The organism is Pseudomonas sp. H1h (assembly GCF_000633255.1).
In the GTDB taxonomy this organism is placed as follows: Bacteria; Pseudomonadota; Gammaproteobacteria; order Pseudomonadales; family Pseudomonadaceae; genus Aquipseudomonas.
Window position 1 is genome coordinate 18768 of sequence record NZ_AYMJ01000017.1, and the last position, 18651, is coordinate 37418.

General features: G+C 59.6%; 16 protein-coding genes. 11 read left to right on the forward strand and 5 right to left on the reverse strand.

The genetic code is table 11. The features are described from left to right. Positions 1–151 precede the first annotated feature (151 nt). Positions 152–2071 carry an ATP-binding cassette domain-containing protein gene (locus U862_RS0114505; RefSeq protein ID WP_025111050.1) on the forward strand — a complete coding sequence of 640 codons (1920 nt, stop codon included), beginning with the start codon at positions 152–154 and terminating at the stop codon, positions 2069–2071. A gap of 188 nt (positions 2072–2259) precedes the next feature. Here the strand turns inward: U862_RS0114505 and U862_RS0114510 are convergent, their stop codons facing one another. Next, positions 2260–2697, reverse strand: coding sequence for a universal stress protein (locus U862_RS0114510; protein ID WP_025111051.1), 438 nt, complete (start codon positions 2695–2697; stop codon positions 2260–2262). Between the two features lie 104 nt (positions 2698–2801). On the opposite strand from U862_RS0114510, the gene U862_RS0114515 reads away from it, so the two are divergent. The 7 genes from U862_RS0114515 (at position 2802) to U862_RS0114545 (ending at position 11209) form a co-directional block, all read left to right on the forward strand. After that, positions 2802–3239, forward strand: coding sequence for a hypothetical protein (locus tag U862_RS0114515; protein ID WP_025111052.1), 438 nt, complete (start codon positions 2802–2804; stop codon positions 3237–3239). Between the two features lie 527 nt (positions 3240–3766). Beyond that, positions 3767–5914: a fatty acid oxidation complex subunit alpha FadB gene (fadB, locus tag U862_RS0114520; protein ID WP_025111053.1), complete on the forward strand. Its 2148-nt coding sequence runs from the start codon at positions 3767–3769 to the stop codon at positions 5912–5914. Positions 5915–5943: 29 nt separating this feature from the next. Continuing rightward, complete coding sequence (gene fadA / locus U862_RS0114525) at positions 5944–7119, forward strand: acetyl-CoA C-acyltransferase FadA (protein ID WP_025111054.1); 1176 nt, start codon at positions 5944–5946, stop codon at positions 7117–7119. A gap of 99 nt (positions 7120–7218) precedes the next feature. After that, positions 7219–7455 carry a DUF1653 domain-containing protein gene (locus U862_RS0114530; protein ID WP_025111055.1) on the forward strand — a complete coding sequence of 79 codons (237 nt, stop codon included), beginning with the start codon at positions 7219–7221 and terminating at the stop codon, positions 7453–7455. A 114-nt stretch (positions 7456–7569) separates the two neighbouring features. Further along, positions 7570–10200 carry a type I DNA topoisomerase gene (topA, locus tag U862_RS0114535; RefSeq protein WP_025111056.1) on the forward strand — a complete coding sequence of 877 codons (2631 nt, stop codon included), beginning with the start codon at positions 7570–7572 and terminating at the stop codon, positions 10198–10200. Positions 10201–10344: 144 nt separating this feature from the next. After that, a complete protein-coding gene (locus U862_RS0114540) occupies positions 10345–10869 on the forward strand; it encodes a DUF6586 family protein (protein WP_025111057.1) in 525 nt (174 codons plus the stop codon). Positions 10870–10975: 106 nt separating this feature from the next. After that, positions 10976–11209 carry a hypothetical protein gene (locus U862_RS0114545; RefSeq protein WP_003226592.1) on the forward strand — a complete coding sequence of 78 codons (234 nt, stop codon included), beginning with the start codon at positions 10976–10978 and terminating at the stop codon, positions 11207–11209. Between the two features lie 95 nt (positions 11210–11304). Here U862_RS0114545 and sulA read toward each other — a convergent pair whose 3' ends face one another. Both sulA and lexA read right to left on the reverse strand, forming a co-directional pair. Further along, entirely contained in the window at positions 11305–11778 is a 474-nt protein-coding gene (gene sulA / locus U862_RS0114550) for an SOS-induced cell division inhibitor SulA (protein WP_025111058.1), read from the reverse strand. Between the two features lie 10 nt (positions 11779–11788). Beyond that, positions 11789–12397, reverse strand: a complete 609-nt coding sequence (gene lexA / locus U862_RS0114555; RefSeq protein WP_003226590.1) for a transcriptional repressor LexA — start codon at positions 12395–12397, stop codon at positions 11789–11791. 229 nt (positions 12398–12626) lie between these two features. Between lexA and U862_RS0114560 the strand changes: the two genes are divergently transcribed. The 3 genes from U862_RS0114560 (at position 12627) to U862_RS0114570 (ending at position 15254) form a co-directional block, all read left to right on the forward strand. Continuing rightward, a complete protein-coding gene (locus tag U862_RS0114560) occupies positions 12627–13334 on the forward strand; it encodes a TetR/AcrR family transcriptional regulator (RefSeq protein ID WP_007961819.1) in 708 nt (235 codons plus the stop codon). Between the two features lie 158 nt (positions 13335–13492). Beyond that, positions 13493–14503: a beta-N-acetylhexosaminidase gene (nagZ, locus tag U862_RS0114565; protein ID WP_025111059.1), complete on the forward strand. Its 1011-nt coding sequence runs from the start codon at positions 13493–13495 to the stop codon at positions 14501–14503. Positions 14504–14516: 13 nt separating this feature from the next. Beyond that, positions 14517–15254 (forward strand): S-methyl-5'-thioinosine phosphorylase, encoded by a 738-nt coding sequence (locus tag U862_RS0114570; RefSeq protein WP_025111060.1) that lies wholly within the window; start codon positions 14517–14519, stop codon positions 15252–15254. A 126-nt stretch (positions 15255–15380) separates the two neighbouring features. On the opposite strand, the gene U862_RS0114575 is transcribed toward U862_RS0114570, so the two are convergent. Both U862_RS0114575 and U862_RS0114580 read right to left on the reverse strand, forming a co-directional pair. Next, positions 15381–18071, reverse strand: coding sequence for a DEAD/DEAH box helicase (locus U862_RS0114575; RefSeq protein WP_025111061.1), 2691 nt, complete (start codon positions 18069–18071; stop codon positions 15381–15383). A gap of 11 nt (positions 18072–18082) precedes the next feature. Then, the gene (locus tag U862_RS0114580) at positions 18083–18649 is read right to left on the reverse strand and encodes a CsiV family protein (protein ID WP_025111062.1); all 567 of its coding nucleotides are present in this window, start codon (positions 18647–18649) and stop codon (positions 18083–18085) included. Positions 18650–18651: the final 2 nt, after the last annotated feature.

The following is an 18651-nucleotide window of genomic DNA, read 5'->3' on the forward strand; positions in this document are numbered from 1 at the left end:
CTTAGCCTTTTGCCAGCAACGGGCGAAAGCTTTGCGGGTCTCGCAGCACAAGTTCGCAACAAATGTTGTGCAGAGTGCTTCGGCAGACAAATTGCCGGCCTGTTGAGGGCCTAACTCAGGTAGAATGCGCGCCCGGTTTTTGGAGAAGCTCATGACCCTGCTCAAATTCAGCGATGTGTCCCTTGCATTCGGCGCGATGCCGTTGTTGGACAAGGTGTCCTGGCAGATCGCCCGTGGTGAGCGGGTGTGCATCATCGGCCGCAACGGCACTGGCAAGTCCAGCATGATGAAACTGGTCAAGGGCGACCAGAAGCCCGATGACGGCTCGGTATGGCGTGCCCCCGGTCTGAAAATCGGCGAATTGCCGCAAGAATTGCCGGTGGCCGACGAGCGGACCGTGTTCGACGTGGTTGCCGAGGGCCTCGATGGCGTTGGCGCCTTGCTCGCCGAATACCATCACCTGAGCCAGAACATCGTCACCGACGCCGATCTGGACAAGCTGATGCACGTTCAGCACGACCTCGAAGCCCGTGACGGCTGGCGTTTACAGACCCTGGTCGACAGCACGCTGAGCCGCCTGCAACTGCCGGCCGACAAGACCCTCGCCGAGTTGTCCGGTGGCTGGCGTCGTCGCGTGCTGCTGGCGCAGGCGCTGGTGTCCGAGCCGGATCTGCTGCTGCTCGACGAACCGACCAACCACCTGGACATCGGTGCGATTGCCTGGCTCGAAGAAGCGCTGAAGGATTTCCAGGGCGCCGTGCTGTTCATCACGCACGACCGTTCCTTCCTGCAAAACCTTGCCACGCGCATCCTCGAACTGGATCGCGGCGGCCTGATCGACTGGAACGGCGACTACGCCAGTTTCCTGGTGCACAAAGAAGCCGCTCTGGCCGCTGAAGAAACCGCCAACGCGCTGTTCGACAAGCGTCTGGCCCAGGAAGAAGTGTGGATCCGTCAGGGCATCAAGGCCCGTCGTACCCGTAACGAAGGCCGCGTGCGTGCCTTGAAAGCCCTGCGTGTTGAGCGCAGCGAGCGTCGCGAACGCACCGGCAAGGCCAACATTCAGCTGGAAACTGCTGACAAGTCCGGCAAGCAAGTGATGGTGTTGGAAAATGTCAGCTTCCATCACCCGGACGGCCCGTTCCTGATCAAGGACTTCTCGATGGTCCTGCAGCGCGGCGACCGTATCGGACTGCTGGGCGCTAACGGTACCGGCAAGACCACCCTGCTGAAACTGATGCTCAACGGTCTGCAACCGACCAGCGGCAAAGTGGAAGAGGGCACCCGGATTGACGTGGCCTACTTCGACCAGTTGCGCCATCAGCTGGACCTGGAAAAAACCGTGATCGATAACGTCGCCGAAGGTCGTGACTTCATCGACATCGACGGCCAGAGCCGCCACGTGCTGAGCTACCTCGGTGACTTCCTGTTCAGCCCGCAGCGTGCCCGCACGCCGGTGAAGGCGTTGTCCGGCGGCGAGCGTGCGCGCTTGCTGTTGGCGAAGCTGTTCAGCAAGCCGGCGAACCTGCTGGTGCTCGATGAACCGACCAACGACCTCGACGTGGAAACCCTCGAACTGCTCGAAGAAGTGCTGCTGACCTTCAACGGCACTGTGCTGATGGTCAGCCACGACCGGGCATTCCTCGACAACGTGGTCACCAGTACGCTGGTCTTCGAAGGTGAAGGCAAGGTTCGTGAATACGTCGGTGGCTATCAGGACTGGATCCGTCAGGGCGGCTCGCCGCGCCTGCTGGGCGTGACCGAGAGCAAGTCCGGCAAGGCTGACCTGAATTCGGCGGTGGTCACCGCTGAGCCTGCGCCAGTTGCTGCACCTGCTGCTGCCCCCGCCGCCAAGAAGAAGCTGAGCTACAAGCTGCAGCGCGAGCTGGAAGCGTTGCCGGGTGACATCGACGCCAAGGAACAGCAGATTGCTGCCGTCGAGGCTGAAATGGCCGAAGCCGGCTTCTACCAGCGCCCAGCGGCCGAGACTGCCAAGGTGATTGCTTCGCTTGAGCAGTTGCAGGCTGAGCTTGATGCATTGGTGGAGCGTTGGGCCGAGCTGGATGCCTGATTGATCCGCTAACAAAAAAGCCCGGCGCTCAGTGATGAGCGCCGGGCTTTTCATATGCAATGCGATCTACAGGCCAAGGTAGATCAAATGTGGAGCAGGCTTGCTCGCGAAGGCGTTGTGTCGGCCGAGATCAATGGCAGGTGCGCGACGCTTGCGCGAGCAATCCGGCTTCCACCGGCTCATGTGTTTCAGCGTTTGACCAGGTGTACGGCGAGTACGTCGCACGGCGCTCCGTGCAGCACATCATTCGCGGTCGAACCCAGCAGCAGCGCCAAGCCGTGACGGCCATGGCTGCCGACCACGATCAGGTCACACAGTTGCTCCTTGGCGAAGTGGTGGATCTCCTGGCGTGGCTGGCCGTAGGTCAGGTGGCAGTTGGCGCCTTCAAGCTCGGTGTATTTGAGTTTCAGGCGCTCAAGGCGCTCCTTGGCCTGATCGAACTGTTGCTGTTGCAGTTGTGACAGATCCATTGGCACATCGCCGCCGAACGCCATGGCCATCGGTTCGACGATATGCACCAGCGACAGCTTGGCGCCATTGCTCACCGACAGCTCTCGGGCGCGGTGGATCACTGGGTCGCACTCTTCGGTCAGATCTACGGCGACCAGGATGTGGGAGTAGGGCATGAGGTGCTCCTCGTGACAGTTCAATATTGTTAAGTATGGCTGGTTTCAAGCGCATTGGTTCCAAAGTGACACAATGCGCTTACCTATAAGTCGGGAGTAGAGATATGACGGTCTGGTTGGTGGTGTCAATCCTGCTGGTGGTTCTGAGCCCACTGGCATGGTTGCGCCCATCGCGCGTGCAGAGCGGCCGGATGGCCCTGCGCATGGAGGCGCGGCGCATCGGGCTGGCCATGCAACTGGCGCCTCAGGAGTGGCCGCACTGGCTGTCTCAGGAGCCCCCGAGCCCGTGTGCGCAATACCATCGACCGCGGCGTGGCAGTCAGCCGGCGTGCTGGACCTATTGGCAGAAATCGCCGGGGGTGTGGGTCAATCAATGGCAGGAAGTCTGCGAAGACCGGGCGCTGCTCAATCATTTCGAAAAATTGCCAGGCAATGTCTTCAAGGTCGAGGCCGACAAGCAAATGATCGCCTTGTACTGGGGCGAGAAGGGTGAGGCCACGGTCTTGCAGGATATCGACGCGACTCTGAAAGCGCTGGCATGACTCACGGACTTTTCCCACTGCAAGGGTGGGGAGCGTCCGGCAGACGAGCAATAAAAAGCCCGACATGATTCATCGGGCGGGGTGGCCAGGCAGGCCGGTAACTGTTTTTGTCGTTGACTCGACTTTGCGCGGTCAACGAATCTCCCTGTAGTCCAGCCAGCGTAGCCTGTTAAACAAGGCCCGCGGTGAATTAGGGCGACTTTTCTAACTATTGATTCTATGAATGGCTTTGCATGCAGTGCCGTGTTGCAGGTCTGTGTGCGACGGAAGTGACCGCAAAGTCGCATTTCAACCCGTATTTTGGGCGATTGACAATTGCTGGAAATTCCGTGAAGGTGACGTACCCAAATCAAACGGGCGTATGAATTGAGCGTTTGTCTTACAGACTGCTCCTACAGAATCCCGACTATCGCGTTGGCGGGTGTGCCGGGTGGATTGGCGTCAGCATCGACGAAAAAGCGTCCTGCCGAGCCATTTACCTGCGTCCGACGTGTACTGTTCAGCTTCCATATCGTGGAGATCAGTTGATGATTTACGAAGGTAAAGCCATCACGGTTAAAGCTCTTGAAAGTGGCATCGTCGAATTGAAATTCGACCTCAAGGGTGAGTCCGTCAACAAGTTCAACCGTCTTACCCTGAACGAACTGCGTCAGGCCGTAGACACCATCAAGGCAGATGCTTCGATCAAGGGCGTGATCGTCAGCAGTGGCAAGGACGTATTCATCGTCGGCGCCGACATCACCGAATTTGTCGACAACTTCAAGCTGCCGGATGCCGAGCTGGTTGCTGGCAATCTCGAAGCCAACAAGATCTTCAGCGATTTCGAAGACCTCAACGTTCCGACCGTGGCCGCGATCAACGGCATCGCCCTGGGTGGCGGTCTGGAAATGTGCCTGGCAGCTGACTATCGCGTCATGTCGACCAAGGCCAAGATCGGTCTGCCGGAAGTCAAACTGGGTATCTACCCAGGCTTCGGCGGTACTGTGCGTCTGCCACGTCTGATCGGTGTCGACAACGCCATCGAATGGATTGCCGCCGGCAAGGAAAACCGCCCTGAAGACGCCCTGAAAGTCAGCGCCGTCGATGCCGTGGTTGCTCCAGAGAAGCTGCAGGAAGCTGCCCTTGAACTGATCAAGCGCGCCATCTCCGGCGAGTTCGACTTCAAGGCCAAGCGTCAGCCGAAACTTGAAAAACTCAAGCTGAACGCCATTGAGCAAATGATGGCTTTCGAAACCGCCAAAGGTTTCGTGGCAGGCCAGGCTGGCCCGAACTACCCGGCGCCGGTTGAAGCGATCAAAACCATCCAGAAAGCCGCGAACTTCGGTCGTGACAAAGCGCTGGAAGTCGAAGCCGCCGGTTTCGTCAAACTGGCCAAGACCTCTGCCGCGCAGAGCTTGATCGGTTTGTTCCTGAACGATCAGGAATTGAAGAAAAAGGCCAAGGCCTACGACGAAATCGCCAAAGACGTGAAACAGGCCGCTGTATTGGGCGCTGGCATCATGGGTGGCGGTATCGCTTATCAGTCGGCCTCCAAAGGTACGCCGATCCTGATGAAGGACATCAACGAGCACGGTATCGAGCAGGGTCTGGCCGAAGCCGCCAAACTGCTGGTTGGCCGCGTTGACAAGGGCCGCATGACCGCCGCGAAAATGGCTGAAGTGCTCAACGGTATTCGTCCGACCCTGTCCTACGGCGACTTCGGTCACGTCGATCTGGTTGTCGAAGCTGTGGTCGAGAACCCGAAGGTCAAGCAAGCTGTGCTGGCTGAAGTTGAAGGTCAGGTCAAAGAGGACACAATCCTCGCGTCCAACACTTCGACCATTTCCATCAGCCTGCTGGCCAAGGCCCTCAAGCGTCCGGAAAACTTCGTCGGCATGCACTTCTTCAACCCGGTGCACATGATGCCACTGGTGGAAGTGATCCGTGGCGAGAAGTCCAGCGAGCTGGCTGTTGCCACCACCGTTGCCTACGCCAAGAAAATGGGCAAGAACCCGATCGTCGTCAACGACTGCCCGGGCTTCCTGGTCAACCGTGTGCTGTTCCCGTACTTCGGCGGTTTCGCCAAACTGGTCAGCGCCGGTGTGGACTTCGTCCGTATCGACAAGGTCATGGAAAAATTCGGCTGGCCGATGGGCCCGGCGTACCTGATGGACGTGGTCGGCATCGACACCGGCCACCATGGTCGTGACGTGATGGCTGAAGGCTTCCCGGACCGTATGAAGGATGACCGTCGTTCGGCCATCGACGTGCTTTACGAATCCAAGCGCCTGGGCCAGAAGAATGGCAAGGGCTTTTACGCCTACGAGGCCGACAAGAAAGGCAAGCAGAAGAAAGTCGCTGATCCGTCGGTGCTGGAAGTGCTCAAGCCGATCGTTTACGAGCAGCGCGAAGTCACTGACGAAGACATCATCAACTGGATGATGATCCCGCTGTGCCTGGAAACCGTGCGTTGCCTGGAAGACGGCATCGTTGAAACCGCCGCCGAAGCCGACATGGGTCTGGTCTACGGTATCGGTTTCCCTCCATTCCGTGGCGGTGCGCTGCGCTACATCGATTCGATCGGTGTTGCCGAGTTCGTTGCCCTGGCTGACCAGTACGCTGATTTGGGCGCGCTGTACCACCCGACCGCGAAGCTGCGTGAGATGGCCAAAAACGGCCAGAGCTTCTTCGGTTAAGCGCCCCCAACTAGAGTGAGAGTGAACTTATGAGCTTGAATCCTAGAGACGTCGTGATTGTCGACTTCGGTCGTACTCCGATGGGCCGCTCCAAGGGCGGCATGCACCGCAACACCCGCGCCGAAGACATGTCGGCGCACCTGATCAGCAAATTGCTGGAACGCAACACCAAGGTCGATCCTGCTGAAGTCGAGGACGTGATCTGGGGCTGCGTCAACCAGACCCTGGAGCAGGGCTGGAACATCGCACGCATGGCGTCGCTGATGACCCAGATCCCACACACTTCTGCCGGCCAGACTGTCAGCCGCCTGTGCGGCTCGTCGATGAGTGCGCTGCACACTGCTGCGCAAGCGATCATGACCGGTAACGGTGACGTGTTCGTGGTTGGCGGCGTCGAGCATATGGGTCACGTCAGCATGATGCACGGCGTCGATCCGAACCCGCACATGTCGCTGTACGCGGCGAAAGCTTCGGGCATGATGGGTCTGACCGCAGAAATGCTGGGCAAGATGCACGGCATCACCCGTGAGCAGCAGGATGCCTTTGGCGTGCGCTCCCACCAACTCGCCCACAAAGCGACTGTGGAAGGCAAGTTCAAAGACGAAATCATCCCGATGCAGGGCTACGACGAAAACGGCTTCCTGAAGCTGTTCGACTACGACGAAACCATTCGTCCGGAAACCACCCTGGAAAGTCTGGCGGCCCTCAAGCCTGCCTTCAATCCAAAGGGCGGCACCGTGACTGCCGGTACTTCGTCGCAGATCACCGATGGTGCTTCGTGCATGATCGTGATGTCGGCGCAGCGTGCGCAGGACCTGGGGATCCAGCCGATGGCCGTGATCCGTTCGATGGCAGTGGCGGGTGTGGATCCGGCGATCATGGGCTATGGTCCAGTGCCGGCTACACAAAAAGCCCTGAAGCGTGCGGGCCTTGGCATCAACGATATCGACTTCTTCGAGCTCAACGAAGCTTTCGCCGCACAGGCCCTGCCGGTGCTGAAAGATCTGAAAGTACTCGACAAGATGAACGAGAAGGTTAACCTGCACGGCGGCGCGATCGCCCTGGGTCACCCGTTCGGTTGCTCCGGTGCCCGTATCTCCGGCACCTTGCTGAACGTGATGAAGCAGAATAGCGGCACCTTCGGGGTGGCCACTATGTGCATTGGTCTCGGCCAAGGCATCTCCACCGTCTTCGAACGCGTTTAAGCGTCTCGTCGATGGAAGCCGGGGCCAAGTGCCCCGGTTTTTGTTTTTGTGGATTTATTTTTGTATTTATTTTGAAAAAAATTGAGTGAGGGCCAAAACATGCCGATACAACCTGGGCTCTACCAACATTACAAAGGTCCGCAGTACCGCGTATTCAGTGTCGCGCGGCATTCCGAGACCGAAGAAGAAGTGGTCTTTTACCAAGCCCTGTATGGGGATTACGGCTTTTGGGTGCGCCCTTTGAGCATGTTCGTCGAGTCGGTCGAGGTTGACGGCGAGCAGGTGCCACGCTTTGCTTTGGTGCAAGCCGAACCGAGCCTTTTTTCCAGGGCATAAGGCGAGTGCGCACAGAACCCTGTGCTTGACCTCACCTTGTATCAACTATATATAGCGGTGCCGCGTCAGGCGCCAACCGCCTTTCACTTCTAGAATTCAGGAATTTTCTGATCCATGGGCAAATCGCTGGTCATTGTGGAATCCCCGGCTAAGGCCAAGACCATCAACAAGTATCTGGGTAACCAATACGTGGTGAAGTCGAGTATCGGCCATATCCGAGACCTGCCCACCAGCGGTTCGGCTAGCGCCAGCAAAGAGCCAGCCGCCAAGCGCGGCAAGGCTGCCGCAGGCGAAGGTCCGGTGCTCTCCCCTAAAGAGAAGGCGCGCAAGCAGCTGGTCTCGCGCATGGGTGTCGATCCCGATCATGGCTGGAAAGCCAAGTACGAGATCCTCCCGGGCAAGGAAAAGGTCATCGAAGAGCTGCGCCGGCTCGCCAAGGATGCTGACACCATCTATCTCGCAACCGACTTGGATCGCGAGGGGGAAGCCATTGCCTGGCACCTGCGCGAAGCCATCGGTGGTGACGACAGCCGCTACAAGCGAGTGGTGTTCAACGAAATCACCAAGAAGGCGATTCAGGAAGCCTTCTCCGAGCCTGGCGAACTGGACATCGATCGTGTAAACGCTCAGCAGGCGCGTCGCTTCCTTGACCGCGTCGTGGGTTACATGGTTTCGCCACTGCTGTGGTCGAAAATCGCCCGTGGCCTGTCCGCCGGCCGCGTGCAATCGGTTGCCGTGAAGCTGGTAGTCGAGCGAGAGCGTGAAATCCGTGCGTTCAACCCGGAAGAGTACTGGGAAGTTCACGCCGACCTCGGCACCGCCAAAGGCTCGACCGTGCGTTTCGAAGTAGCTCGCGAGAAAGGCGAAGCCTTCAAGCCGCTCAACGAAGCTCAGGCCATGGCCGCGCTGGAGAAGCTCAAGTCTTCCAGCTACAGCATCGTCAAGCGCGAAGACAAGCCGACAAGCAGCAAGCCTTCGGCGCCGTTCATCACGTCCACCCTGCAGCAGGCCGCGAGTAACCGCCTGGGCTTCGGCGTGAAGAAAACCATGATGATGGCCCAGCGTCTGTACGAAGCCGGCTACATCACTTATATGCGTACCGACTCGACCAACCTCTCGGCCGATGCCGTGGCGATGGCGCGTACCTACATCGAAGACGAGTTCGGCAAGAAGTACCTGCCGGAAACGCCAAACGTCTACAGCAGCAAAGAAGGCGCACAGGAGGCTCACGAAGCGATTCGTCCTTCCGACGCCAACACCACGCCGAGCAAGCTTGCAGGCATGGAGCGTGATGCCGAGCGCCTCTACGAGCTGATCTGGCGCCAGTTCCTCGCTTGCCAGATGCTGCCGGCGCAATACCTGTCGACCACTGTCAGCGTAGGTGCTGGCGACTTCGAGCTGCGTGCCAAGGGCCGTATTCTGAAGTTCGACGGTTACACCCGCGTGATGCCGCAGATCGCCAAGCCTGGCGATGACGACGTTCTGCCGGACATGGCGCAGGGCGACGTGATGAAGCTGATCAAGCTTGATCCGTCCCAGCACTTCACCAAGCCGCCGGCACGCTACTCCGAAGCCAGCCTGGTCAAGGAAATGGAAAAGCGCGGTATCGGTCGTCCTTCGACCTACGCTGCGATCATTTCGACCATTCAGGATCGCGGCTATGTGACCCTGCACAACCGTCGTTTTTATTCGGAAAAGATGGGTGACATCGTCACCGAGCGTCTGTCGGAGAGCTTCTCGAACCTGATGGACTACGGCTTCACTGCCGGCATGGAAGAGAACCTCGATGACGTGGCCCAGGGCGAGCGCGACTGGAAAAACGTGCTGGACGAGTTCTACGGCGATTTCAAAAAGAAACTCGAAGTAGCCGAAAACCCGGATAGCGGCATGCGTGCCAACCAGCCGGTCATGACCGACATCCCTTGCACCACGTGCGGCCGCCCGATGCAGATCCGTACCGCATCGACCGGTGTGTTCCTCGGTTGCTCGGGCTACAGCCTGCCGCCGAAAGAGCGCTGCAAGGCCACTGTCAACCTGGTGCCGGGCGACGAGATTGCCGCAGACGACGAAGGCGAGTCGGAATCGTTGGTACTGCGTGGCAAGCATCGCTGCCCGATCTGCAGCACGGCGATGGACGCTTACCTGCTCGACGAGAAGCGCAAGCTGCACATCTGCGGCAACAACCCGGATTGCGCTGGCTACGAAATCGAAGAAGGCAGCTATCGCATCAAGGGCTACGAAGGCCCGAGCCTGGAATGCGACAAGTGCGGCAGCGAGATGCAGCTCAAGACTGGCCGTTTCGGCAAGTTCTTCGGGTGCACCAACCCGGCGTGCAAAAACACCCGCAAACTGCTCAAGAGCGGTGATGCGGCGCCGCCGAAGATGGACCCGGTGAAGATGCCTGAGCTGAAATGCGAAAAGGTCAACGACACCTACATCCTGCGCGACGGTGCGTCCGGTCTGTTCCTGGCAGCCAGCCAGTTCCCGAAAAATCGTGAGACCCGTGCTCCGCTGGTGATCGAAATTCTGCCGCACAAGGACGAGATCGATCCGAAGTATCACTTCCTGTGCGAAGCGCCGCAGAAGGATCCTGATGGTCTGCCAGCCGTTATCCGCTACAGCCGCAAGACCAAGGAGCAATACGTGCAGACCGAGGTCGACGGCAAGCCTACCGGTTGGAAAGCTTACTACGACGGTGGCAAGTGGACCGTTGAAGACAAGCGCACGAAAGCCAAGGCTGAGTAAGCGCTAGTCCGATACACACAAGGCCGCATGATGACCCTCGGGTTTTCATGCGGCCTTTTTGTTTTGTGCTTGCGGTGGGATCGACTGATCCATGACACTGTCCGGCCTGTGTGACGCAATTATTTCGTTGTGGAGACTGCCGGCATGGCGCACGAACTCTATACCCGCACCAATCAGAAGATCTATTTTGCCGGCCTGTCGCTGGAAGCCCTGGCTCGCGCCGAAGAAGGCCGGGCGATGAACTCGTTGGCGTTGATTCAGGCAGGGCGTGAATCGGCGTTGTTCCATCTTTACGGCGCGCTTTTGGGGCTGTGTCATGAGATCGCCGGTTTCTACCGTTTGCCTCAGGCTAATGCGCCGCGGGCAGAAACGCTTCTGACTCGTGAGGTTCTGGAATCGATTGCGATCCCTGAGTTGGCGGAGATGGTTGAGCTGGCCGGCAATCCTGAAACCTGGCTGGCGAAACTGTTGGCGGCGCATTCGGCGCTGTTCCAGCCACCACGGGTGCCACACAAGCCAAAGGGTGATGTGACACAGCCATTGATTCAGGCCGTTAATCTGGATGAAGAGGAGGCGCCGCAGGAGTTGAGTCGCGAAGAGCTGGAGAGCTGGCGGCAGAATCTCAAGGGGCTGGCCATTCGTTTTCGCGAAGGCTTGAACGAATGCTGAGGACAATTGACACGGTGGCAATCTGAAACATGCTGCTGGTCAAGATCCCGAGCGAAGCCCGAATGATGTCTATATAATCCCTGCCTTTCGTGGAGAACAGACCTATATGCCAACGTCCTTTCTAGAAATTGTCGAGTTACCAGACGGCCGAATCGAACTGCGCAGGGCTGAGGACGAGGGTTCTCTGGTGACGCTGGATTTCTCCGAGGATGCCAAGGCGTTCCTGCAAGGCCAGCACGTGGAAATCGCCAAGGCGATGTTGAGCGTCGGCGTGCAGATGGCCGGTCGTATGGTTGAAGGCGAATTTGATAAGGAAGAGGGGCCGCGGGTTCTTCACTGATCCCCTGCCTTTCGGCGTTAGCCGGTACTGTATCAAGTCGGCTTCTCTGTCCCTGGAGAAGCCATGCGCTTCACACAGCGCGCGTTACAAGTGAATCAACCCAATCGAATGTTCAAGCTCTGCGCGTCGCCTATGCGGGCAGCGCTGATCAGTTGTTGCCGTGAGCCGGTGTTCAGCGGGTTGAGCCAGGTCACGACCGTGTGGCTGCGACCCAGGCGCAGTGCTTCACACGCCAGTTGCTGTGCGCTTTGCGCGCCCCGTGGCTGCAACAGCAGGATGCGTTCGCGGTTCAGGCCGGCCTCGCGCAGCCAGGTCTGGGTCAGGCTGGCAGGCGGGGCAATCAGTGTCAGCCAGCGGGCATCCTGATCCTCGCTCAGTTCGCGAAGGATCGGGGCGAGCAGGTTCAGGCAGTTCCCTGCTGCACCGCGCAGTGACAGCTCACTGAATACTTCCGGTTCGGCAATCCAGGGGCGCTCGACCACGTCTTTCAGGGTCGGCGCCATCGGTTGTGCCAGAAACGCTTCGAATAAAGGCAGTTGTGTTTGCTGAGGTGTGTGTGGGAACTGCATAAAGCCTCCTTTAGCGGCGGATTACGCCGACACTCAAGCCTTCGATCACCAGTTCCTGATCTTTCAGGTCCACTTCAATAGGGGCGAACTCGGGGTTTTCGGCAATTAGCCAGACCTTGCTGCCTTCACGCTTGAAGCGCTTGACGGTCACTTCGTCACCGATACGTGCAACCACGACCTGGCCATTGCGTGCCTCGCGGGTGGTATGCACCGCCAGCAGGTCACCGTCGAAAATGCCGATGTCCTTCATGCTCATGCCGTGCACGCGCAGCAGGTAGTCGGCGCGGGGATGGAAGAAGGCCGGGTTGATGTTGCAGGATTCTTCGATGTGCTGCTGGGCGAGGATCGGTGCGCCGGCGGCGACCCGGCCAATAATCGGCAGGGTGGAGTCGTCAGCCTTGGCTTCGAAGCCCGGGATGCGAATGCCGCGCGAGGCGCCCGGGGTCATCTCGATGGCGCCTTTGCGGGCGAGCGCCTTGAGGTGTTCTTCAGCCGCGTTCGGCGATTTGAAGCCCAGTTCCTGAGCGATTTCCGCGCGGGTTGGCGGGTAGCCGTTGTCTTCAAGGCAGCGTTTGATAAAGGCCAGAATCTCGGCTTGGCGTGGCGTCAGCTTTAGCATATTGATCGCTCTGTCTTTTTATACAGTGACTGGGATTATATACAGTGAAGCGGTCTTGGCAATGCCCGTTTTTTTGCAGGCCGCCGGACGGTCGGCGGCCACGCTTATTAATGGCGCGGGTGAGTGTGGTTAAATAGCTGACCGACCATTCCCAAAACGAACTGGCAGGCTTGACAAGGCACAGGCTGAAACGTATGTTTCAAACAAGTGTTTGTCAGGCGGAGTAGCCATGGCCCAGTCGGAAACCGTTGAACGCATTCTTGATGCTGCCGAACAGTTGTTCGCGGAGAAAGGTTTCGCGGAAACCTCATTGCGTTTGATCACCAGCAAGGCCGGCGTCAACCTGGCTGCGGTGAACTATCATTTCGGCTCCAAGAAAGCCCTGATCCAGGCAGTGTTCTCGCGCTTCCTCGGGCCGTTCTGCATCAGCCTCGATAAAGAGCTGGAGCGGCGTCAGGCCAAGCCTGAAAACAAGCCGACGCTTGAAGAGCTGCTGGAGATCCTCGTTGAGCAGGCGCTGGTGGTGCAGCCACGCAGCGGTAATGACCTGTCGATCTTCATGCGCTTGCTGGGCCTGGCGTTCAGTCAGAGCCAGGGCCACCTGCGTCGTTATCTGGAAGACATGTACGGCAAGGTGTTCCGCCGCTACATGCTGCTGGTCAATGAGGCAGCCCCACGGATTCCGCCTATCGAGCTGTTCTGGCGCGTGCACTTCATGCTCGGTGCGGCGGCGTTCAGCATGTCGGGGATCAAGGCCTTGCGTGCGATTGCCGAGACCGATTTCGGCGTCAACACCTCGATCGAGCAGGTGATGCGCCTGATGGTGCCGTTCCTCGCTGCCGGCATGCGCGCCGAAACCGGTGTCACCGATCCTGCGATGGCGACAGCGCAACTTCGCCCCCGCAGCAAATCGACCCCGGTGGCCGCCAAGGTTTAACCGCGCACGGGTGGGCGCGGCAGTTTACATCCGCTAAGCTAGCCGCCCATGTCGACTCTCGTTCTGAACCCGTTTCCCATGACCATCGCCAACCTGCCGGGCACTGCCCTCGGTGGCGATGTCGTGCGGGACGGGTTTTTCGTTTTCAAGGAATCTCTATGACTGCTGGCCTGCAAGGCTCGTTGATGGTGGACGTCGCCGGTACCTGGCTGACGGCCGAGGATCGCCAATTGTTGCGCCAGCCCGAAGTGGGCGGCCTGATCATTTTTGCCCGTAATATCGAGCATCCGCGCCAGGTGCGGGAGTTGAGCGCCGCGATTCGCGCCATTCGCCCGGACCTGTTGCTGGCGGTGGACCAGGAGGGTGGTCGTGTGCAGCGCTTGCGTCAGGGCTTTGTGCGCTTGCCGGCGATGCGCGCCATTGCTGACAATCCGAATGCCGAATACCTCGCCGAGCAATGCGGCTGGATCATGGCCACCGAGGTGCTGGCGGTCGGCCTCGACCTGAGTTTCGCCCCGGTGCTGGACCTGGACTACCAGCGCAGCGCCGTGGTCGGCACCCGGTCGTTCGAGGGTGACCCCGAGCGCGCCGCATTGCTTGCCGGAGCGTTTATCCGCGGCATGAACAGCGCCGGCATGGCTGCCACCGGAAAGCATTTCCCCGGTCATGGCTGGGCTGAAGCCGACTCCCACGTGGCCATCCCGAACGACGAGCGCAGTCTCGACGAAATCCGCGCCAACGACCTCGTGCCGTTCGCCAGGCTCAGCAAGCAACTGGCGGCGGTGATGCCGGCGCATGTGATTTATCCGCAAGTCGATTCGCAGCCTGCCGGTTTCTCCCGCCGCTGGTTGCAGGACATCCTGCGCGGCGAGTTGCAATTTGACGGTGTGATCTTCAGCGACGACCTGTCGATGGCCGGCGCCCACGTGGTCGGTGACGCCGCCAGCCGTATCGAGGCCGCGCTCAGCGCTGGTTGCGACATGGGCCTGGTGTGCAACGACCGTGCTGCGGCCGAACTGGCCCTGAGCGCTGCACAACGGATGAAGGTCAAACCGTCCGCGCGCATTGCGCGGATGCGCGGACAGGCGTTTGCCAGCACCGACTATCGTCAGGATCCGCGTTGGCTCACTGCCATCGGCGCGCTCAAAGACGCTCAATTGATCGATTAAGGACTCATTCGTTATGACGGTTTACGCAATCATCGGTGGCACCGGCCTGACTCAGCTTGAAGGCTTGAGCATTCGTCAGTCGTTGGCGGTGGATACGCCTTATGGTGCGCCGTCGGCTGAAGTGCAGGTCGGCGAGTACGCTGGCAAGGAAGTGCTGTTCCTCGCCCGTCACGGCCATCCGCACCGCTTCCCGCCACACAAGGTCAACTACCGCGCCAACCTGTGGGCGCTGAAGCAGGCCGGCGCCGAAGCGATCATCGCGGTCAACGCGGTGGGTGGGATTCATCCCGCCATGGGCACTGGACACTTCTGCGTGCCGCATCAGATCGTCGACTACACCAGCGGTCGCGAGCACACGTTTTTCGCCGATGATCTGGAGCACGTCACCCACATCGATTTCAGCTTCCCCTACAGTGAGCCGTTGCGTCAGCAATTGATCGCCGCGCTGGCTGCTGAAGGCTGCGAGTACAGCGATCAAGGCGTGTATGCCTGCACCCAGGGCCCGCGCCTGGAAACGGTGGCGGAGATCGTGCGTCTGGAGCGCGACGGCTGCGACATCGTTGGCATGACCGGCATGCCGGAAGCGGCATTGGCCCGTGAGCTGGACCTGGATTACGCCTGTCTGTCGCTGGTGGTGAACCCGGCAGCGGGCAAGACCACGGCGGTGATCACCATGGCCGAGATCGAGCAGGCGCTGCATGACGGGATGGGCAAGGTAAAGTCGACGTTGGCGCGGGTGCTCAAGGGCTGAGTCTGGCTTCGGACCGAGTGAGCCCATTCGCGAGCAGGCTCGCTCCCACACTGGATCTGTGACAATCACAAATCCCCTGTGGGAGCGAGCCTGCTCGCGAAGACGATCTAATAGACACCCAGGATCTCAACGCTTGTCGAACTTGTCCGGCAGCGGCGCAAACAGCGCTTCAATATCATTACTCTGCAGTTTCCAGTCCCCGGCCTTGCGCCCATCCAGCACGCCCGCTGCCAAGTCGGATTTTTCCTTCTGCAGGTGCTGAATCTTCTCTTCCACTGTGCCCCGGGCAATCATCTTGTAGACGAACACCGGTTTCTCCTGGCCGATCCGATACGCGCGATCAGTCGCCTGATTCTCGGTTGCCGGGTTCCACCACGGATCGTAATGAATCACCGTATCCGCTTCGGTCAGGTTCAAGCCGACGCCGCCGGCCTTCAGGCTGATCAGAAAGATCTGACGCTTGCCGCTTTGAAATTCCTTCACCGGCGTGCGTCGATCACGGGTCTGCCCGGTCAGCAGTGCGTAGGCGACATTGCGCTTTTTCAGTTCGTCTTCGATCAGCGTCAGCATTGAGGTGAACTGCGAAAACAGCAAAATCCGTCGACCTTCCTCGAACAGCTCCTCGAGCATTTCCATCAGGCTGTCGAGCTTGCCTGAGCTGCTGCCACGAGCGGGCAGGGTGGCGTCGTTGACCAGGCGCAAGTCGCAGCACACCTGACGCAGCTTGAGCAATGCTTCCAGAATGATGATCTGGCTGCGCGCGACACCCTTGCGGGTGATTTCGTCACGGACTTTCTTGTCCATCGCCAGGCGCATGGTCTCGTAGACATCACGCTGGGCTTCGTTGAGTTCGACCCAGTGGATGATCTCGGTCTTGGGCGGCAGTTCGGTGGCCACCTGTTCCTTGGTACGGCGCAGCAGAAACGGTTTTATCCGACCATTGAGGTGCTGAAGTCTGACTTCGCTGGCGCGCTTTTCGATGGGCACGCGGTAGTCGGCGTTGAAGCTTTTTATATCGCCGAGCCAGCCGGGCAGCAGAAAGTGGAACAGCGACCACAACTCACCGAGGTGGTTTTCCAGCGGTGTACCGCTCAGGCACAGGCGTTGGCGCGCGTTGAATTCGCGGGCGGCCTGCGCTGCTTTGCTGTTGGGGTTCTTGATGTACTGCGCTTCATCCAGCACCAGCACGTGCAGCGGCTGTTGCGCCAGACGCTCGACGTCCTTGGGCAGTATTGCGTAAGTGGTCAGGATCAGGTCGAAGTCAGCCAGATGATCGAAATGCTTTTTCCGGTTGGCGCCATACAGCGCGACCACTTTCAGTTGCGGCGTGAAGTGTGCTGCCTCGTCGAGCCAGTTCGGGATCAGGCTGGTGGGCATGACCACCATGCATGGTCGATCCAGGCGTCCGGCGTTTTTCTCGCTGAGAATGTGCGCCAGGGTCTGTAGGGTTTTACCCAGACCCATGTCGTCCGCAAGAATCCCGCCTACCTCAAGCTGACGCAAGGACTGCATCCAGCTCAACCCTTCGAGCTGATAAGGGCGCAGCGTCGCATTCAAGCCCTTCGGTGCCTTGGCCGTGTAATCACGGATGTCGCGCAGGCGTTGGGCGAAGCTGCGGATCTGTTCGCCGCCCTCCCACAGCAGTGGGATGCCTTCCAGCGAGTTGAGCCGTGTGGCGTCGGCCTTGCTCAGGCGCAGGGTGGTTTCGCCCGGCTCCTGCAAGTAAAACTCGCCCAGCGTCGCCAGTACCGGTTTCAGTCGGCCAAGGGGCAGGGCCACTTGCAGCGGTCCATGTTCACTGTTGCGTTGCGGAATATTGACCAGAATCAGCTCGTCATCGCGGCGGCGCGCCAGACGTTCCGGGTTAAGGATTTCCGTGTGCGAACGCATCAGATTGAGCAGGATCGGCAGTAGGCTCAGGCGTTCGCCATTGACGATGATCCCCAGTTCCAGATCGAACCAGTCGCGTTCCGGTGTCTGTTCGACCGTGGCATACCAATCGTCGACAGCAGTCAGATCGAAGCCGAATTCCTCATCGATCTGCAATTCCCAGCCTTGGGTGCGCAGCTTCGGCAGTTCGTTGAGGGTGAACGTCAGCCAGGCGCTGTCGTTGACCATCTCGTACAGCTCGCCGGCGCTTTCCGGCAGGGCTTTGCTCTGGCGGGTGGCGATACGAAAGCCGAGGATGCGTAACTGTTCGCGGTAGGACTGTTCCACTTCGGGGTGGCGTTTTATCCGCAGGGTCTGTGCTTCCTGGCGGATCAGGATGTCGCTGTTTTTCTGTCCGCTGACGTATTCATCCAGATAGCTGAACGACAGCGCCGCCCGATGCTGGATGTACCGCTGCATCTTGCCGTTGCGCGGCTCGAACGCGCTGAATTCGACGCTTGCCAGCCACAGGCGCGGCACCGGTTGCACATTGTCCACCAGCACTTGCGGCGGCGCCTTGGGGCTGCGGTTTTCGAGGACGGCCTGGAGCTTTTCCAGCAGTTCGGCGTCTTTCGCGGCGGCAGGGTACTCGAGGGTTTCCTGCACTTGCAGCAGCACCGCTGCGCAATGTTTGCAGTTGCTGCGCACCGGGCAGGTGCAAGCGGCGTCAACCAGCAGCAGGGTGCCTTTGGCTGACTCGCGCAGGTGAATGGTCTGACGGTAGACGTTGCCGCCAGAGCCTTCGCAGCTGGCGGTGATGGTGGCATCGCCCACTTGGGCTATGCGTACTCGATTCTCCAGGGCGTAGCGGCGGCCACGCTCCAGGCTCTGTTCCTTGAATCGGCTGACCCAGGAGGGTGCCAACGGTTTACTCAGGGGCGGGGACATAAGGACTTCGATCAGTCCGGAATGGCTTCAGGCGCTTCCCGTGGCGCAGGCGCCGTCAGGGAAGTGATCTTGATCAGCAGGGCCAGGTGGCCGTTGTCGAGATAGTTGAGTTGGCCGTTTTTGGTGTGGCTGTCCTGCTTCAGGCGTTCGCTGGCGGTGACCATGCCGTTGGTGTCGATCTGGTTGACCCAGAAGTCGGCGTTCACATCGGTGAAGCGTCCCAGTTTCAGTTCCAGGGTGCCCTCGATCGGGAATTGGCCGAACTGTTCCTTGCCGTCGCTGACCGCCACCTTGGTCGGCGCCTCGCCGAGGGTCTGCTGCCAGGCCTTGTGCAGCAGTACGCTGTAATCGCCGCTGGCGGTGAGTTTGCTGGCAACCTCACCCAGTGCAGGCGTGCGCTGGCTGGCAGCGTCCAGTCGCTGAGCGCCGGCGGCCCAGTCTTCCGGGGCGGCACGGCTGACGATCGCCGGTACAGCGTTCTGCCGGACCAGAATCATTTCGACCTGATACAGGTCATCGGCAAACGCCATCGGTGCTACGAAGGTCAGTAGCAAAGTCAGTGAGCGAAACAGGCGCATGC

Excerpts from the sequence above, each read along its gene's own strand:
- U862_RS0114505 (WP_025111050.1), top strand. The coding sequence starts at position 152 with ATGACCCTGCTCAAATTCAGCGATGTGTCCCTTGCATTCGGCGCGATG.
- U862_RS0114510 (WP_025111051.1), bottom strand. The coding sequence starts at position 2,697 with ATGCCCTACTCCCACATCCTGGTCGCCGTAGATCTGACCGAAGAGTGC.
- U862_RS0114515 (WP_025111052.1), top strand. The coding sequence starts at position 2,802 with ATGACGGTCTGGTTGGTGGTGTCAATCCTGCTGGTGGTTCTGAGCCCA.
- fadB (WP_025111053.1), top strand. The coding sequence starts at position 3,767 with ATGATTTACGAAGGTAAAGCCATCACGGTTAAAGCTCTTGAAAGTGGC.
- fadA (WP_025111054.1), top strand. The coding sequence starts at position 5,944 with ATGAGCTTGAATCCTAGAGACGTCGTGATTGTCGACTTCGGTCGTACT.
- U862_RS0114530 (WP_025111055.1), top strand. The coding sequence starts at position 7,219 with ATGCCGATACAACCTGGGCTCTACCAACATTACAAAGGTCCGCAGTAC.
- topA (WP_025111056.1), top strand. The coding sequence starts at position 7,570 with ATGGGCAAATCGCTGGTCATTGTGGAATCCCCGGCTAAGGCCAAGACC.
- U862_RS0114540 (WP_025111057.1), top strand. The coding sequence starts at position 10,345 with ATGGCGCACGAACTCTATACCCGCACCAATCAGAAGATCTATTTTGCC.
- U862_RS0114545 (WP_003226592.1), top strand. The coding sequence starts at position 10,976 with ATGCCAACGTCCTTTCTAGAAATTGTCGAGTTACCAGACGGCCGAATC.
- sulA (WP_025111058.1), bottom strand. The coding sequence starts at position 11,778 with ATGCAGTTCCCACACACACCTCAGCAAACACAACTGCCTTTATTCGAA.
- lexA (WP_003226590.1), bottom strand. The coding sequence starts at position 12,397 with ATGCTAAAGCTGACGCCACGCCAAGCCGAGATTCTGGCCTTTATCAAA.
- U862_RS0114560 (WP_007961819.1), top strand. The coding sequence starts at position 12,627 with ATGGCCCAGTCGGAAACCGTTGAACGCATTCTTGATGCTGCCGAACAG.
- nagZ (WP_025111059.1), top strand. The coding sequence starts at position 13,493 with ATGACTGCTGGCCTGCAAGGCTCGTTGATGGTGGACGTCGCCGGTACC.
- U862_RS0114570 (WP_025111060.1), top strand. The coding sequence starts at position 14,517 with ATGACGGTTTACGCAATCATCGGTGGCACCGGCCTGACTCAGCTTGAA.
- U862_RS0114575 (WP_025111061.1), bottom strand. The coding sequence starts at position 18,071 with ATGTCCCCGCCCCTGAGTAAACCGTTGGCACCCTCCTGGGTCAGCCGA.
- U862_RS0114580 (WP_025111062.1), bottom strand. The coding sequence starts at position 18,649 with ATGCGCCTGTTTCGCTCACTGACTTTGCTACTGACCTTCGTAGCACCG.